At 64.2% G+C, this 17,172-nt stretch carries 14 protein-coding genes and 1 pseudogene; 7 read left to right on the top strand and 8 right to left on the bottom strand.

What is annotated here, in order from left to right:
* Positions 1-103 precede the first annotated feature (103 nt).
* The 6 genes and pseudogenes from ACVWYI_RS35945 to ACVWYI_RS35920 all read right to left on the bottom strand — a co-directional run bounded on the left by ACVWYI_RS35945 (position 104) and on the right by ACVWYI_RS35920 (position 6,432).
* Positions 104-946 carry an enoyl-CoA hydratase-related protein gene (locus ACVWYI_RS35945; protein ID WP_247351062.1) on the bottom strand — a complete coding sequence of 281 codons (843 nt, stop codon included), beginning with the start codon at positions 944-946 and terminating at the stop codon, positions 104-106.
* Between the two features lie 628 nt (positions 947-1,574).
* The gene (locus ACVWYI_RS35940) at positions 1,575-2,903 is read right to left on the bottom strand and encodes an NAD(P)H-dependent oxidoreductase (RefSeq protein WP_247351060.1); all 1,329 of its coding nucleotides are present in this window, start codon (positions 2,901-2,903) and stop codon (positions 1,575-1,577) included.
* A 181-nt stretch (positions 2,904-3,084) separates the two neighbouring features.
* A pseudogene (locus ACVWYI_RS35935) lies at positions 3,085-3,886 on the bottom strand (phytanoyl-CoA dioxygenase family protein).
* Positions 3,887-3,934: 48 nt separating this feature from the next.
* The gene (locus ACVWYI_RS35930; protein WP_247351058.1) at positions 3,935-4,609 is read right to left on the bottom strand and encodes a GntR family transcriptional regulator; all 675 of its coding nucleotides are present in this window, start codon (positions 4,607-4,609) and stop codon (positions 3,935-3,937) included.
* Positions 4,610-4,798: 189 nt separating this feature from the next.
* Positions 4,799-5,611: an alpha/beta fold hydrolase gene (locus ACVWYI_RS35925; RefSeq protein WP_456664387.1), complete on the bottom strand. Its 813-nt coding sequence runs from the start codon at positions 5,609-5,611 to the stop codon at positions 4,799-4,801.
* A 2-nt stretch (positions 5,612-5,613) separates the two neighbouring features.
* Entirely contained in the window at positions 5,614-6,432 is an 819-nt protein-coding gene (locus ACVWYI_RS35920; protein WP_456664386.1) for an alpha/beta fold hydrolase, read from the bottom strand.
* 136 nt (positions 6,433-6,568) lie between these two features.
* Here ACVWYI_RS35920 and ACVWYI_RS35915 point away from each other — a divergent pair, with 136 nt between their 5' ends.
* Positions 6,569-7,111, top strand: a complete 543-nt coding sequence (locus ACVWYI_RS35915; protein ID WP_456648118.1) for a methylated-DNA--[protein]-cysteine S-methyltransferase — start codon at positions 6,569-6,571, stop codon at positions 7,109-7,111.
* A 23-nt stretch (positions 7,112-7,134) separates the two neighbouring features.
* Here ACVWYI_RS35915 and ACVWYI_RS35910 read toward each other — a convergent pair whose 3' ends face one another.
* Positions 7,135-8,679, bottom strand: coding sequence for an acyl-CoA synthetase (locus tag ACVWYI_RS35910; RefSeq protein WP_456664385.1), 1,545 nt, complete (start codon positions 8,677-8,679; stop codon positions 7,135-7,137).
* 187 nt (positions 8,680-8,866) lie between these two features.
* Complete coding sequence (locus tag ACVWYI_RS35905; protein ID WP_456664384.1) at positions 8,867-10,039, bottom strand: acetyl-CoA C-acetyltransferase; 1,173 nt, start codon at positions 10,037-10,039, stop codon at positions 8,867-8,869.
* Positions 10,040-10,192: 153 nt separating this feature from the next.
* Here ACVWYI_RS35905 and ACVWYI_RS35900 point away from each other — a divergent pair, with 153 nt between their 5' ends.
* The 6 genes from ACVWYI_RS35900 (at position 10,193) to ACVWYI_RS35875 (ending at position 17,128) form a co-directional block, all read left to right on the top strand.
* Positions 10,193-10,852: a TetR family transcriptional regulator gene (locus tag ACVWYI_RS35900; protein ID WP_345946904.1), complete on the top strand. Its 660-nt coding sequence runs from the start codon at positions 10,193-10,195 to the stop codon at positions 10,850-10,852.
* 55 nt (positions 10,853-10,907) lie between these two features.
* A complete protein-coding gene (locus ACVWYI_RS35895; RefSeq protein WP_247351049.1) occupies positions 10,908-11,666 on the top strand; it encodes an SDR family NAD(P)-dependent oxidoreductase in 759 nt (252 codons plus the stop codon).
* 206 nt (positions 11,667-11,872) lie between these two features.
* Positions 11,873-12,679 carry an enoyl-CoA hydratase/isomerase family protein gene (locus ACVWYI_RS35890; RefSeq protein WP_247351047.1) on the top strand — a complete coding sequence of 269 codons (807 nt, stop codon included), beginning with the start codon at positions 11,873-11,875 and terminating at the stop codon, positions 12,677-12,679.
* Positions 12,680-12,722: 43 nt separating this feature from the next.
* A complete protein-coding gene (locus tag ACVWYI_RS35885) occupies positions 12,723-14,594 on the top strand; it encodes an AMP-binding protein (RefSeq protein WP_456664383.1) in 1,872 nt (623 codons plus the stop codon).
* A 27-nt stretch (positions 14,595-14,621) separates the two neighbouring features.
* Entirely contained in the window at positions 14,622-15,749 is a 1,128-nt protein-coding gene (locus tag ACVWYI_RS35880) for an acyl-CoA dehydrogenase family protein (protein WP_456664382.1), read from the top strand.
* Between the two features lie 131 nt (positions 15,750-15,880).
* On the top strand, positions 15,881-17,128 hold the full coding sequence (locus ACVWYI_RS35875; RefSeq protein ID WP_456664381.1) for an acyl-CoA dehydrogenase: 1,248 nt from the start codon (positions 15,881-15,883) through the stop codon (positions 17,126-17,128).
* Positions 17,129-17,172: the final 44 nt, after the last annotated feature.

Genomic DNA, 17,172 nt, shown 5'->3' with positions numbered 1-17,172 from the left:
GTGCCTGCGATGGTCTCAACCCGGGGATCACCGCACCCGTGCCTTTGCAGCGCCCAAGAATCCAGACGTCCTGAGCAAATAAGCCATCGTCGAGAGCTTGCCGCTAACGTCCCTCGTAAACGGGCGGACGCTTTTCTACCTCGGCATCGCGGCCTTCCCGGAAATCCCAGGTCGCGTACAACGCACGATATTGGTCGTCGAGCTTGCCCAGCGCCGTTTCGGAGTCGTCGAGCGCCATATGCGAGGAGGCCAGCGACGTCTTGATGCCGAGAGGGCCGCATGCGGCGATCTTGCTGGCGATCTCGACAGCCTTCGCGAGAGCCGCATCCCGGTCCGGGGTCACTTCCTGAACCATTCCCATCCGGAGAGCTTCCTTCGCTCCCCAATGATCGCCTGTTAGAATGAAGCGCATCGCATTGCCCCATCCGGCCTCTCTGGGGAAACGTACCGTTGAACCGCCGCCGGGAAAACGGCCGTGCGTGTTCTCGTCCTGACCGAACTCCGTGTCTTCCGACGCCACGCGTATGTCGGCGACAAGAAAAAGCTCGTGCGCCATATTCCAGGTGTCGCCATGCACCGCGACAACCAGGGGCTTCGTGAGCGCCGGCTTGGTGCGCCCGAGAGGGTCGATAAAGCCGGGTCCATCCATCATCTTTTTTCCGGACTGAGCGAAGGCCTTGTAGGCATCGACATCGATACCTCTGGAGAAGCGATCGCCATAGCCGAACAGAACTGCGGCACGGAGGGAGGGATCGCGGTCGTAATTGTAGTAGGCTCGCGCCAGGCTCTCTGTCGCGTCCGGGTCCAGTCGGTTGTCGATGTAGGGCCGGTTGATGCCAATCAACACTGTCTGGCCTTTGCGCTCGATGGTGATCTTGGCTCGCTGATCGTACGGAATATTCGCCATGCGCGTGGACTGCGCGGTCTCGTCGCCCTGTGATGTCATCGACGTGTCTCCCGGTTTTTGGGGCCTGCAACGCGATCGCCTTCCGGATACGGAGATGGGCAAATACGGAGGACCCGCAAGAGGGCGTCGATCACGATGCAGGAAATCGGATCAGGAATGACGCGGGCAATCGTGCGAATTCAAAATGCTGTCGCCGCTAACGGGCCGACATTCGAAATAATCTGCCCCCTTCGGCAGTTCCGTTAATGATAGCTCGACTATTGCACGGCCCTCCATGGGCCAGCGTATTCGCGATCTTTGAGACTGACAGTCTGCTCGTGTGCAGGCCGCTGGCCCTGGTGGTCCAAAAGTATTCTGAAGCCTCAAGTTGGCCGTACGGCACGAACAATCCAAATTAGTGAGACCCGCCAATGAAGCCGGAAATCAGGTAGCGGACCTATCCATCCAAGTTGATACCGAGGCGCTTAAGATTGCACTGGCAATCCCCGCGCCGGCAATGCCGAGTACAATGTGCATATTCAGCCCGGGAAATGACCATGGCTACGGAAAAAGATGGTCGCGAGCGACTTCCGGTGTTGGCCCATAGCTGACCTGAGACAATGTTCAGCTTGAGTCCGCAAAGCGTCGGCCGGCGGACATCGCTCAGGCCGCACCAATGAATCTCGATTTATGAGTGCGCGACCTGATCCGCGCTTACGAACGCCGCTTCCATTGCGTTCCGAGTCCTGATCGTCTCGTTGCCTGCGTCAAATTCGACGTCGCTCCAGCGCACGATCTCGCCATGGGCGACGTCGTGCTTCAGCTTCAGCCGATGCGCCAGGCCGATCGGCAGCGCGCCGGCCTTCAGGCTCGCGGCCGCCGGCACCAGCTTGCCCCACACCGTGTAGCCGCCTTCGCCGTCCAGCATCTCGCCGGCGCGCAGATTGCGTTTTGCCACCGAGGCGACGTCGCCGCGGAAGCCGTAGGGCTGCCCGGTTGGCTCGCCCCGCAGCGCGGCCGACAGCACCGAGATGTTCAGCTCGAGGCCGATCAAATGATAGGGCTTGTACATCGCAGCGAAGCGGCCGCTGGCGTCGGTCTTCAGCCCGTACTGCCTGAAGCAGTCGGCGGCGTAGTCGTTCGGCGCCTCCAGTACGACGTAAACGCCCCAGCGCAGATCGCGAAACACCGGCCTTCCGTCGCGCTCGAGCGAGGAGACCACTTCCACCACGCCGGACCGCTCCAGCACGCCGCCTTTGTCGCGGGGGCGCATGATATGCGGCAGGTCGTCGACGCCGCAGGGCGGAAACAGCAGGCCATCCGCGGGTACGTCCAGTCCGCAGGCATTGGCGATCGCGGCCATCTCGATCGCCGACTTGGTGCCGTCGAGGAAGGAGTTGAACATCTGCGGATTCATCCCGGCCGATTGCGCCTCTCCCGCGGTCAGCCCGTAATGCTGCCAGACGCTGTCAGGCGTCACGTCGTGATAGGTCGGCAGATACTTCGTCCCCTTGCCCGCGGCAACCACGCGAAACCCGGTGGCGCAGGCCCAATCCACCATCTCCGCGGTCAGCGCCGGCTGGTCGCCATAGGCGAGCGAATAGACCACGCCGGCCTTGCGCGCTTCCTCGGCGAGCAGCGGACCCGCCAGCACGTCGGCCTCGACATTGACCATCACGATATGCTTGCCCGCCGCGATCGCGGCACGCGCGTGCCTGATGCCGACGGCGGGATTGCCGGTCGCCTCCACCACCACGTCCATCGCGTCGCCGGCAATCGCGCGCGCGCCGTCATCGGTGAAGACGGTCGCGGCAATGCGGGCCTCGTCCCACCCGACCGTGCGGCAGGCCTCGCGCGCACGATCCCGGTCGATGTCGACAATGATGGGGACCACGAGCCCCGGCGTATGCGGCACCTGCGCCAGAAACATCGAGCCGAATTTGCCGGCGCCGATCAGCGCGACACGGACGGGCTTGCCGGCGGAAGCGCGGGCCTGGAGAAGGCGGAAGAGGTTCATGTTGTTACCCGATGAAGTATCGTGTCCCGGACGCGGTGCAGCCTAGGCGATGCGTAGCATCGTCCGGCAACGCTGCTTCGCAGAGCCGGGACCCAGTGAGAGAGTATTGCGCGCGGCGTGGGCCCCGGCTCAGCAGCGCATCACTGACGTGCTGCGCTGCGTCCGGGGCACGAGAGTGTTTCTACTCCGCCGCCTGCCGCGGCGCACGGGCGAGCCGCACCAGCGCGTCGTCGTCCACCGTCTTGATCGGCGCGAAGTCGCGATGCGCGATGTACTCCGGCCGCGTCGGGTTTCGGATGTAGTTCGAAACCGCGTTCAGCGTCAGGTAGACGATCTTGCGCGGGTAGGGCGTGATGTTGCCGGCCGAGCCGTGCACCAGGTTGCCGTGGAACATCAGCATGCCGCCCGGCTTGCCGGTCGGCGCCACGATGCCGCCCTGCTTGACCAGCCGCGTCACCGTGTCCTCGTCGAGCGTCCACAGCGGATACGACGTGGTGGCGAGGTCATGCGACGCTTGGAGATCACCGGCGTCCTGGCTGCGCGGCACCAGCATCAGCGGGCCGTTGATCGGCATCACCTCGTCCAGAAAGATCGCGATGTTCATCGCGCGCGGCTCGGGCATGCCGTCGTCGCGCTTCCAGGTGCCGTAATCCTGGTGCCATTGCCCAGACGTCGCCGGTGAAGGCCGACTTCGCGTTGATCTTGAATTGGTGCATGTAGACCTTTTCGCCGAACAATTGCTCGACCGGGTCGATCATGCGCGGATGCGCGCCGAGGATGCCGAAGGCCTCATTGTAGAGATGCGCGGCAAAGGCGGTGCGCGGCGCGCCGCTCTTCTCGCGCCAGACTTCGGGCCGGTTCGCGTCATAGATGCCGACCGCCTCGCGCGCGAGAAGATCGACCTCCTCCGGGCTGAACAGTTCGGGCAGGAACAGCCAGCCCTCGCGGTCGAAGAACTCCAATTGCTCCTGGGACAGTTTCATGGGTCGTCCTCCTTGCGTTGTTTTTGATGGTCGTTCCGGCGTGAATGCCTACGCCGCCTCGTCCGTCGCTCTCAATCTCTCCTCAGTCATCCGTCCCGCCGTCTGCGCATGTGCAAGCGCCGCGCGTTCGGACTTCTTCGCATCGCCAGCAAGAATGTGCCCTGCGATCGCAGCATGCTCGGTCCAGGCACTGCCGCGATAATCGAGTTCGGACAGCACGGTCGCCATCGAGCGGCGCATGTGCGGCCACTGCGGCGCGATCGTCTCCTCGATCACAGGATTGCCTGCCAGCTGGTAGATCGCGCGGTGAAAATCGACGTCGAGCGCGATCAGCTCCGCGAGCGGCGTCTTGAGATCGATACCGCGTCCGGCGCCGAGCGCTGCATCCAGCCGCGCGCGTCCCGCCGCGTCGCTTGCCGCGCGCTCCGCCGCAAGCCGCGCCGCCAAGGCGTCGATGGCGCCGCGTACCTCGTACAGCTGGCGGATGCGCGAGGGGTCGAGCTGGGTGACTTCAAAGCCGCGCCGGCCGCTCTCGGCGACCAGCCCCTGCCGGTGCAACAGGTGCAGCGCATGCGACACCGGCTGGCGCGACACGCCGAGCTTGTCGGCGAGCTCGTTCTGCCGGATGCGCTGGCCGGGCTGCAGCGTGCGGTCGGAGATCGCCTCCAGGATCCGCGCATAGACCTGGTCGATCAGGTTCGGAAGCGGGTCGAGAGGGATCACGCCGGCAGCTCCGAATGATGAAAAGGAATACGGAATTCCGTATTCGAAAGTACGACGACAGGTTGAGGGCGTCAAGCGCCGCCAACGCGGCGTCTGAGCTCGTTTTTGCGCTTCACCAAGCCATTGATATTGCTAGGGTCCGCTACTGTGCATGGGGTTGTTTTCGAGGAAATGGAAGTGCGAGGCCGCTCACTCCGCCAAAAACGTGCTCACCACCTCGCCGAACTCCAGCGGTGCCTGCTCGAACATCCAGTGCCCGGCATTGGGGATCACCGCCGTCTTCGCCCCAGCGATGTGCTCGGCCAGCACGCGCCACATCACCGACAGGCTCCCTGTCGTGGCGCCGCCGCCGATCAGCAGCGTCGGTGTCCTGATCGCCTGCGCATCCGCAAGCGTGTAGGGCCGGCGCTGCTCGTTGATCTGGCCGAGGAAGGTGAGCGCGTTGTCGCGGAGTTGCTGCTTCGCCGCCGCCGGCACGCGCCGCCACGAGCCGTCGCCTTCGATGCCTTCGTAGAAGTTCTGCAGCGCGCCCTCGATGTCGCCGGCGCGGATCATCTCGACCGAGCGCGTGGTGCGCGTGGCCAGCGGCGGATGCGCGGGCGTGCCTTCAGGCTCCGGCAGGCTGGCGTCGAGATCGCCGCCCGGCTCGGCCAGCACTAGTTTTCGCAGCAGATCGGGCCGCGCCTGCGCCACGCGAAACGCGATGTGGCCGCCGCGCGAATGGCCCATGAGGTCGACGTGTGCGGGTTCGATCTGCTCGATGAAGGCGATCACGTCGGTGACGTGCTGGGCCATCTTGTAATCGTCGCCGACGGCGTCCCAATGCTCGGGAAAGAAATGCCGCAGGCTGACCGAGATCACCCGATGTGCTTTCGACAGCGGGCCGAGCACAGAATACCAGGTGCGGAAATCGCCCAGCGTGCCGTGCACGCAGACCAGCGGCGGGCCTTCTCCGACTTCGAGATAGGCCATGTCGTAACCGTTGACGCGAAATGTCTGCATGATCAGCCCGCCAAAAAATCCAGCACCATTTCGGAGTATTTCTGCGGCGCCTGCTCGAACATCGGGTGCGTCGCGTTCGGGATCACCGCCGTCCTGGCATACGGCACATGCGCGGCGAGCGCATGCAGCACTTTTGGCAGCAGGCCCTTGGTTCGCCCGCCGAGGATGAACAGCGTCGGCATTTTGATCGATTCCGCATCCGCCTTCGAGAACGGTGGGCGGTTGTCGCGGACCTGGCCGAGCAGGGTGAAGGCGTTGTCGCGCAGATTCTGCTTCACCATCGCCGACAGTCGCGGCCAGGTGCCGGCGCCCTCCAGCGTGTCGACAAAGACGGCGAGGCCGCCATCGACGTCGCCGGCCGCGATCTTCGCGGCCGAGGCCGTGAAGCGCGCCAGCAGCGGCGAGGGCCCGCCGGCATAGTCGGGATCGAGGCTCGCATCGAGCTCGCCGCCGGGTTCGGCCAGGACCAGCCGCCGGAGCAGCTCCGGCCGCCGCTGAGCCACGCGAAAGCAGATGTGCCCCCCGCGGGAATGACCCATCAAATCGACCGGGCCGAGGTCGAGCTTCTCGATGAAGGCGATGACGTCGTCGACATGCTGCGCGATCGAATAGGTGTCACCGACGCCATCCCATCGCGCCGGGAAGAAATGCCGCAGGCTGACAGGAATCACCCGGTGCCGCTGCGTCAGCGGCCCGAGCACGCAGCCCCAGGTGCGGAAGTCGGAGAGGGAGCCGTGCACGCAGACCAGCGGCGGCCCCGCCCTGGCCTCGCCCACGTCGAGATAGGGCATGTCGTATCCGTTGACGTGGAGGCTTTGCATCGGGGACTCGCGGCGGGCTGCGGAACTCCTGTGCAAGATTCCCGGAAACCGGGTGGATCGCAACTATTTCCAAGCCTAGATTTGGGCTCAGTTCACATTGGGGGCATGCGAGGGAACGCAAGCCAGGGACCAAACCATGACCGACCAGCATTTTGCCCTGTTCGATAGCAAGATCGGCCTGTGCGCCATTGCCTGGGGTCCGCGCGGCATCAACGGCACGCAACTGCCGATGGGTGGTGAGCAGAAGATCCGCACCCGCATCAGCCAGCGCCATGCCGATGCCAGCGAAGCCAAGCCGACGGTTGAGGTGCAGCAGGCGATCGACCGCATCACAAAACTGCTCGCGGGCGAGCCGGATGATCTCACCGACATTCCGCTCGATCTCGATGGCGTGCCCGACTTCAACCGCGGCGTCTACGCGATCGCCCGCACCATTCCGCCGGGCAAGACCGTCACCTATGGCGACATCGCCAAGCAGCTCGGCGGTGTCGAGCTGTCGCGCGACGTCGGCCAGGCGCTCGGCCGCAACCCGTGCCCGATCGTGGTGCCCTGCCACCGCGTGCTGGCGGCCGGCAACAAGCCCGGCGGCTTCTCCGCCAATGGCGGCGTGGTGACGAAATTAAAGATGCTCGAGATCGAAGGCGCGCTGGTGAATCACACGCCGAGCTTGTTTGATTGAAGCTCGGCGTCGATCGCGCGCCGCTAAACCTTCGCCGCCGTCTTCGGCCAATATTTGTCGCGCAAATGCCGCTTCACCAGCTTGCCGGTTGGCGTGCGCGGCAGCTCGGCTTCGAAATCGATCGAGCGCGGGCATTTGATCGCCGAGAGGCGACTCTTGCAGTAGGCGATCAAATCGGCCTCGAGCTGCTTGCCGGCGCGCTTCGGATCGTGCGGCTGCACCACCGCCTTGACCTCTTCGCCCATCTCCTCGTTCGGCACGCCGAACACCGCGACGTCGGCGACTTCAGGGTGGGTGATGAGCACGTCCTCGGTTTCCTGCGGGTAGATGTTCACCCCGCCGGAGATGATCATGTAGGACTTGCGGTCGGTGAGAAAGAGAAAGCCGTCTCTGTCGAGATAGCCGACATCGCCGAGCGTCGACCAGCCCTTTGCGTTGTAGGCCTTCTTCGTCTTCTCGGGATCGTTGTGATAGGTGAAAACAGGCGCATCGGCGAAATAGACCGTGCCGATCTCGCCTGTCGGCTGCTCCTCGTCGTTCTCGTCCAGAATCTTGATCTTGCCGACCACGGCGCGGCCGACGCTGCCGCGGTGCTCCAGCCATTCCTTCGAGTTGCAGACGGTAACGCCGTTGCCTTCCGAGCCCGCGTAATACTCGATCAGGATCGGTCCCCACCATTCGATCATTTTTGCCTTGACGTCGACCGGGCAGGGGGCGGCGGCGTGGATCGCGCCCTTCAGCGTGGAGACGTCGTAACGGTTGCGGACCTCGTCCGGCAGCTTCAGCATGCGCACGAACATGGTCGGCACGAGCTGTGACTGCGTGACCTTGTATTTTTCGATCAGCTTCAAGAATTCTTCGGCGTCAAAATGCTCCATGATGATGGAGGTGCCGCCGAGTACGGTCGCCATCATGTTGAAGCGCAAGGGAGCTGCGTGATAGAGCGGTGCCGGTGACAGGTAAGTGCTCTCGGCGTTCATGCCGCACATATTGGCGCAGAGGACGCGCAGAAACGCGTTCGGCTCGTCGATCGGCTTGCCCTCGAACGCCTTCTTGATGCCCTTGGGCCGGCCGGTGGTGCCCGACGAATACAGCATGTCGTAGCCGGCGACCTCGTCGGCGATCGGCGTTGTCGGCTGCGCGGCCGCTTCCCTGTCGTAGGATCGGAAGCCGGCTTGCGGCTCGTCCATCATGTAGAAGACCGGCTCGCCGGCTGCACCCTTGATCAGGCCCTGGATCTGGTCGGCGCATTTGGGCGTCGTGATCACGACCTTCGCGCCGCAATCGGCGATGATGTAGTCGATCTCGTCCTGTTTCAAATAGCGGCTGATCGCGGTGTAATAGAGCCCGCTGCGCTGCGCGGCCCAGCAGATCTCCATGAAGGCGAGGCGGTTCTCCATCAGCAGCGCGATATGGTCGCCGGCTTTCAGCCCGAGCGAGCGGAACAGGTGCGCGCCCTGGTTCGAGAGCCCGTCGAGCTCGCGATAGGTGATCGCCTTGCCGGTGGCGGCCATCTGGTAGGCGATCTTGTCGGGAGTGGTCTGTGCGTGAACAGACGGGTGAGTCATTAGCGCGGTCCCAAGGCGTACGAGATGTCGTCCCGGCCTAGTGCGCAATTGCGCACGGGGGCCGGGACCCATAACCACGAATTTTAGTAATTGAAGTTAGATGTCGCCCCAACTCGCCCTAACTACAGGCTCTTGTGGATATGGGTCCCGGCCTTCGCCGGGACGACACCTTTAATGCGGCAGCAGCTTACAGCCGCTCCACGATCGTCACATTGGCCATGCCGCCGCCTTCGCACATGGTCTGCAGGCCGTAACGCTTGCCGCGCTGGCGTAGCGCGTGGACCAGCGTCGTCATCAGCTTGGTGCCGGAGCCGCCGAGGGGATGGCCGAGCGCGATGGCGCCGCCATTGACGTTGAGGCGCTCCGGATCGGCGCCGGTGGTCTTGAGCCACGCGGTCGGTACCGAGGCGAAAGCCTCGTTGACCTCGAACAGGTCGATGTCGCCGATCGTCATGCCCGCCTTCTCCAGCGCGCGCTTGGTGGCGTGCAGCGGTGCATCGAGCATGATCACGGGATCGCCGCCCATCATGGTCATGTGATGGATGCGGGCCAGCGGCTTCACGCCGAGCTGCTTGAGGCCGCGCTCGTTCACCACCATCACGCCGGAGGCGCCGTCGCAGATCTGGCTGGCGCTGGCCGCGGAGAGCTTGCCGTTCTCGGCGATCAGCTTGACGCCCTTGATGCCGTCGAGCGTGGCGTCGAAGCGGATTCCTTCGTCGATATGGTGGGTGTCCTTGGAGCCGTCGGCGCGGGTGATCTCGAGCGGCACGATCTCGGTCTTGAAGTGGCCGGCTTGCGTCGCCGCGATCGCACGCTGATGGCTGTTGTAGGAGTACTGGTCGAGCTCATCCTTGGAGAGGCCGTACTTCTTGGCCATCATCTCGGCGCCGGTGAACTGGCTGAACACGATGTTCGGATAACGCTGCTCGATGCCCGCGCTCTTGTAATTGCCAAAGCCGTTCTTGGCGGGAAGCTGCGAGGACAGGCCCATCGGCACGCGCGTCATCGATTCCACGCCGGCGGCGATCACGACGTCCATCGCGCCGGACATCACCGCTTGGGCTGCAAAGTGCAGCGCCTGCTGCGAGGAGCCGCACTGGCGGTCGATCGAGGTGCCCGGCACGCTCTCCGGCAGCTTCGAGGCCATGATCGCGTTGCGCGCGACGTTGTTGGACTGCTCACCGACTTGCATGACGCAGCCCATGATCACGTCCTCGACCAGGGCCGGATCGACCTTGGTGCGGTCGACCAACTCGTCCAGCACTTTTGCGGCGAGATCGGCCGGATGCCAGCCGGCGAGGCGGCCCCCCTTGCGCCCGCCGGCGGTACGCGCAGCGGCGACGATGTAAGCCTCGGCCATGTCGGTTTCTCCCTGGATTGTTCTGTATCGAATGGGTTGTCGGCGCGGATTTAAGGGGCGGCTGATCGTTTAGTCAATCGATCAATTAACTCTTGTGGGGAGGCGCTGCTTGAGGTTATCTGCGCGCCTCTCGAAGCGCATTCAGGGATCTCCGTGGCTACCAGCGTACCGAACAGGCTTCCCAGCGGAAAGAATTCCACGGCAGAGAAATTGCTCGTGGCCGCGAGCGGGCTGATGATCGAACGCTCCTCGATCGAGATCTCGCTGAGCGACATCGCGCAGAAGTCGGGCGCCAACGCTGCGCTGGTCAAATATCATTTCGGCAACAAGGACGGTCTGCTACTGGCTCTGCTCGAGCGCGACGCGGGGACGGAACTCTCCAACCTCGAATATCTGCTGGCCCAGCCGATTACGCCAACCGCGAAGCTGAAGCTGCATATCGCCGGTATCATCCGCGCCTATCACCGGTTTCCCTACATGAACCGGCTGATCCACTATCTGCTGCACGAGAGCGTCGCGGGCTCCGCGGACGAAGTCTCGAAATTCTTCGTCGCGCCGCTGCTGGATTTCCATCGCCGCCTGCTGGCCGAAGGCGTCAGTCACGGCGAATTCCGCGCCACCGATCCGGTGCTGTTCTACACCAGCCTGATCGGGGCCTGCGATCATTTGTTCTTCGGCCGGCACGCGATGTCTCGCGCGACCGGCGTCGGCCCGGTCACCGACGAAGTCTGCCGGCAATATATCAAGCACATGGAAACGCTGATCTGCGGCGGCATCCTCACGCAAGTCGAGGAAGCTGCCGCGGCTGGATGATCCGGCCGGAACTCTTCAAGCCTAGAGAAGAAACGCCCAAGGAAAGGTAATCGCGATGCAGTTGAAAGACGTAGCCGTTCTCATCACCGGCGGTGGTTCGGGCCTCGGTGCCGCGACCGCCCGCGCCATGGCCGCCAAGGGCGCCAAGATTGGTGTGATCGACCAGAGCAAGGAAAACGCCGAGAAGGTCGCCGCCGAGGTGAAAGGCGTCGCGCTGCACGCCGACGTCACCAGCGAAGAGCAGATCAAAGCGGCGATCGCCAAGGCGGAGGCCGCGCACGGCGTCGCGCGCGTGCTGATGAACTGCGCCGGCATCGGCGGCTCGCAGCGCATCGTCGGCCGCGATGGCGTCTACCCGCTGGAAAAGTTTGCGCGCATCATCAACGTCAACCTCATAGGCACTTTCAACTGCCTGCGTCTGTTCGCCGAACGCCTGGTGACGATCGAGCCGGTCGGTGAAGAGCGTGGCGTCATCATCAACACGGCTTCCGTTGCGGCCTATGAAGGCCAGATCGGCCAGATCGCCTATGCTGCTTCGAAGGGTGGTGTCGTTGGTTTGACCCTGCCGGCGGCGCGCGACCTCGCCAGCCAGAAAATTCGCGTCAATACCATCGCGCCCGGCCTGTTCATGACGCCGCTGCTGATGGGCCTGAACGAAGAGGCCCGCAAGAGCCTGGGCGCCCAGGTGCCCCATCCCTCGCGTCTTGGCGATGCGAACGAATACGGCGCGCTCGCCGTGCACATGGTCGAGAACGCGATGCTCAACGGCGAGACCATCCGCCTCGACGGCGCCATCCGCATGGCGCCGCGGTAGCTCTTCTTCCTTCTCCCCTTGTGGGAGAAGGTGGCGCGCTTTGGAGCGCAATTGCGCTCCTGCGCGCGCCGGACGAGGGGTTTGCGTCCACGGAGACAAACCCCTCACCCAAGTGAACTCTGGACTCACAGCGTACATGCCCTCTCCCACAAGGGGAGAGGGCGTAGCAATCGGCACCGCGATCGGCGGCAAGCACGAGGCGCCTCATGTCCGAACCGCTGCTGATCGATCACCATGACGGCATCGACACGGTGACGCTCAATCGTCCTGAAAGCCTCAACGCGCTTGATCCGGCGCTGATCGACGCACTCAACGTTTACTTCCAGGGCCTCCAGCGCAACCGCGATACGCGCGTCGTGGTGCTGAAGGGTGCCGGCAGGAATTTTTGCGCAGGCCTCGATCTCAAGGCGGCGATGGCGCGTCGTGCCGGGCAGCAGGAGCCGCCCGGCGTCACCGAGTCGCTGGATTCGCAGCGGCGCATCGCCGACATCGTCATGCTGATGCGTCGTTGTCCGCAGCCGATCATTTCTCTGGTGCAGGGCGCGGCGGCCGGCGGCGGTTTTGCGCTGGCGCTTGCCTCCGACATCCGCATCGCCACGAAGTCGGCCCGAATGAACTGCGCCTTCATCAAGCTCGGCCTCGGCGGCTGCGACATCGGCACCAGCTATTTCCTGCCGCGTCTCGTCGGTGTCTCCGTGGCCTCGGAGTTGATCCTCACTGGGCGCTTCATCGGCGCCGACCGCGCGCTGGCGGTCGGGCTGGTCTCCGAGGTCGTCGACGAGGACAAGCTCGATGACGCCGCCGAACCTTATGTCGACGCGATGATCACGGCGTCGCCCGTGGGCCTGCGCCTGTCCAAAGAATGCCTCAACATGAGCGTCGATGCCGGATCGCTGGAAGCCGTTATCGCGATGGAGGACCGCAACCAGGTCCTGTGCAGCCGTTCCGAGGAATTTTCGGAAGGCATCAGGGCCTTCCTTGAGAAGCGAAAGCCTGTCTATATCAAGCGCTGACAATGAAGATCCGTAAAGGACGAGAAATTCCGGGAGACGCAAAATGAGTGGGAATGCGGCGGCGGTGATGACGAAGCCCGCGTTTCGCAAGGTCGAGTGGCTCAAGCGCGAGATCGACGTCGAGCGGCGCGGCGACGGCACTGTTGTGCTGAAGTCGCGCATTCCGCTGCAAGCTCACGAGACGCATATTCCGGCTTCGCTGGCGAAGTGGGCCAAGCAAGCGCCCGAGCGCATCTGGCTCGCGCAGCGCGGCGGTCCGAACCGCGAATGGCGCAAGGTGTCCTATGGCGAAGCCAAGCGCACGGTGGATGCGCTGACGCAGGGCTTGCTCAATCTCGCGCTCGATGGCCGCCCGGTTACGATCCTCTCCGGCAATTCGATCGAGCATGCGCTGATGACGCAGGCCGCGATGCAGGCGCGCGTCCCGGCCGCGCCGGTGTCGCCTGCCTACTCCTTGATGAGCCATGATCACGTCAAGCTGAAATATCTGTTCGATCTGATCAAGCCCGCCGTGGTGATGGTGCAGGATGGCCCGACTTTCGAGAAGGCGCTGAAAGCGCTCGATCTGACCGGCGTCACCATTGTTCACGTCCTGCGGCCTTGCGACGGCATCAAGAGCGTCAGCTTTGCCGAGCTCGTGGCGACGCCCGTGACCGCCGATGTCGAAGCGTCGATCGCGAAGATCACGCCTGAGACCGTCGGCAAGCTGCTGTTCACGTCAGGCTCGACCGGCATGCCCAAGGCCGTCATCAACACGCAAGCGATGATGTGTGCCAATGCGGCGATGATGATGCAGGTGCGGCCGCGCGATCCCAGCGGTCCGATCTCCACCATGCTGGACTGGATGCCCTGGAACCACACCATGGGCGGCAATGCGGCGTTCCACCCGATCCTGGTCGACGGCGGCACGCTCTATATCGATGACGGCCGGCCGATGCCGGGCCAGTTCGAGGAGACGCTCCGGAATCTGCGCGAGATATCGCCGACCTATTACGCCAACGTGCCGGCCGGCTATGCTGCGTTGGCAGCGGCGATGGAGAAGGACGATGCGCTGTGCCGCTCCTTCTTCAAGAACCTCTCGATCATGGCCTATGGCGGCGCGCGGTTGCCTGATGATCTCTACGATCGCATGCAGGCCCTCGCCGTGAAAACCACCGGCGAGCGTATCGTGTTCTACACCGGCTGGGGCTCGACCGAGACCGCGCCGACCTCGACCGGCACCTATTGGGACACCGAGCGCGTCGGCCTGATCGGCCTGCCGTTCCCCGGCGTCGAACTGAAGATGGTGCCGTGCGGCTCGAAATACGAGCTGCGCCTGCGCGGCGTCAACGTCACGCCGGGATATTTCGGCCAGCCCGATCTCACCAGGAGGATGTTCGACGAGGAAGGTTTCTATTGTATCGGGGATGCCGGCATCTTCGTCGACGACACCGATCCGGTGAAGGGCATCATCTTTGCCGGGCGCGTGGTCGAGGATTTCAAGCTCACCACCGGCACTTTCGTCCATGTCGGCTCGCTGCGCACCGATGCGATCGCGGCTGCGACGCCTGTCGTGCACGATGCACTGGTCGCGGGGCAGGACCGTCCGTTCATCGGTCTGCTGGCCTGGCCGAACCTGCATGCCTGCCGCCAACTCGTCGGCAATCCCGACCTGAGTTTCGAGGATGCGGTGAAGCACCCCGAGGTGATCGCCTGCTTCCGGCGCGGACTGGACGCGCACAACCGGGAGTGCGAAGGCGCCGGCAGCCGCATCATCGCGCGCGCCATGCTGATGGCGGAGCCGCCCTCGATCGACGGCAACGAGCTCACCGACAAGGGCTACATCAACCAGCGCGCCGGCCTGGAGCGCCGCGTCGGGCTGGTGGAGCGGCTCTATGCCGACAAGCCCGACCAGGCCGTCATCATTCTCAAGTAATCGACATCATCAACACGGATACGCGCCATGAACTTCGATTTCTCCGACGACCAGAAGCAGCTCCGGGATCAGGCGCGCAAATTCCTCACCGAGAAGTGCTCGCCCAAGGCGGTGCGCGCAATTCTCGACGGCAAGGCGCCGTATGACAAGGAGCTGTGGAAGGGCCTCGCCGAGATGGGCTTTCTCGGTGTCGCGATTCCCGAGGACTTTGGTGGTGCGGGCGCCGGTCATCTCGAACTTTGCGTGATCGCCGAGGAGATGGGCCGGGCCAATGCGCCGGTGCCGTTTTCCTCCACCGTCTATCTCGCCGCCGAAGCGCTGCTGATTGCCGGCAGCGATTCGCAGAAGAAGAAATGGTTACCGGCGATTGCCTCCGGCGAGGCGATCGGCACGCTGGCGCTGTTCGAGGGCAAGGGCAATCCGTCGCCGAAGAACGTCAAGTTGACGGCTGCGAACGGCGTGCTCAGCGGTGTCAAGAAGCCGGTTGCGGATGGCGCGATTGCCGACTTCGCAGTGGTCGCGGCACGTACGGGATCGAACGGACGCGATGGTGACATTTCCTTGTTCATTGTCGATCTCAAGGGCGGCGGCGTCGAGGTGAAGAGTCTCACCAATCTCGATCCGACCCGCGGGCAGGCCGAGATCACTTTCAGGGATTGCAAGGCCGAGCCGCTCGGAGCCGCCGGCGAAGGGTGGAGGATCCTGACCCAGGTGCTGGACCGGGCCGCGGTGCTGTGCGCTTTCGAGCAGGTCGGCGGCTCCGACCGCGCACTGGAGATGGGCCGCGACTACGCGCTCGACCGCATTGCCTTCGGTCGCCAGATCGGTTCGTTCCAGGCCGTCAAGCATATGCTCGCCGATATGTATGTCTCGGCGACGCTGGCGCGGTCCAACAGCTATTACGGCGCCTGGGCGCTCTCGACCAACGCAGGCGAATTGCCGGAAGCGGCCGCCGCCGCGCGCATCAGCGCGACGCAGGCGTTCCAGCACTGCGCCAAGAACAACATCCAGGTCCACGGTGGCATGGGTTTCACCTGGGAGTTCGACTGCCACATGTACTACCGCCGCGCCAACGCCATGGCGCTCGGGCTTGGCAGCCTGTCCTATTGGGAAGACCAGTTGATCGACCGCATGCGCAAGAAGAACGCGGCGTAGCCACCGCTCGTGCCCCGGACGCGGCGCGAAGCGCCTCAGAGCCGGGACCCAGGGGCCGCAATGGACCCCGGATCTGCAGCGCACCACTTCGTGATGCGCAGCGTCCGGGGAACGAACCGAGAGATGAAACCATGAACTTCGAAGACACCCCGCAGGAGGCCGCATTCCGCGCCACCGCCCGCGCCTGGATCGCGGCGAACGCGCCGCAACAGTACGAGGACGAGCTGCGCAAATCCTCGCTCGGCCGCACCCAGCTCAAGAACGCCAACATCCTGGAAGTCGCAAAGGCCTGGCAGAAGAAAAAGGCCGACGCCGGCTGGGCCTGCCTGCATTGGCCGAAGGACTATGGCGGCCGCGGTTCGTCGCCGATCGAGCGCGTGATCTGGCAGCAGGAAGAGGGGCCGTTCGGCAAGCTGTCCGGCATGTTCATCATCGGTCACGGCATGTGCGGGCCGACCATGATGGCATTCGCGCGCGAGGAGCATAAGCGCAGCTATCTGCCGCCGCTCGCCTCCGGTGAGAAGGTCTGGTGCCAGCTGTTCTCCGAACCGGCCGGCGGCTCCGATGTTGCAGGGCTTCGCACGCGCGCGGAGAGGGACGGCGAGGACTGGGTCATCAACGGCCAGAAGATCTGGACGTCGGGGGCGCATTATTCCGACTACGGCATTTTGCTCACCCGCACCGATCCCAACGTGGCCAAGCACAAGGGCCTCACCATGTTCTTCCTGGACATGAAGAGCCCCGGTGTCGAGGTGCGGCCGATCAAGCAGGCCAGCGGTGCCTCCGACTTCAACGAGGTCTATTTCACCAACGTCCGCATCCCCGATCATCAGCGCCTTGGCGAGGTCAATGACGGCTGGAACGTCTCGCTGACGACGCTGATGAACGAGCGGATGTCGATCGGCGCCGGGGTCTCGACCGGCTTTCCGGAGCTGTTCGACTATTGCTCCAGCCTGATGCTCGACGACGGTCCCGCGATCGAGGACCGCGCGGTGCGCGCGAAGCTGGCGAACTGGGCGGTCAAGGCGAGCGGCCTGCGCTACACCAGCATGCGCGCGATCTCGGCGCTGTCGAAGGGGGAGCGGCCGGGGCCGGAAAACTCCATCGGCAAGCTGGTGGCGGGCTCCATGATCCAGGATGTCGCGACCTACGCGCTGGATTTGCAGGGCGCTGCCGGCGTGGTCAGTGGCCCCGAAGATGCCGAAGTCGCTGGCCGCTTCCAGGCGATGCTGCTGCGCGCGCCCGGCACCCGTGTCGAAGGCGGCACCGACGAGATCATGCGCAACATCATCGCCGAGCGGGTGCTGGGCCTGCCCGGCGACATCCGTGTCGACAAGGACGTGCCGTTCAACAAGATCCCGACCAAGGGAAGAAGCTGACCCTCATCCTGAGGAGCCGCGGAACGCGGCGTCTCGAAGGATGA

The organism is Bradyrhizobium sp. LB13.1 (assembly GCF_054056815.1).
The sequence above is the reverse complement of the archived record's forward strand: the minus strand, read 5'-3'. Positions and strand labels throughout refer to the sequence as shown.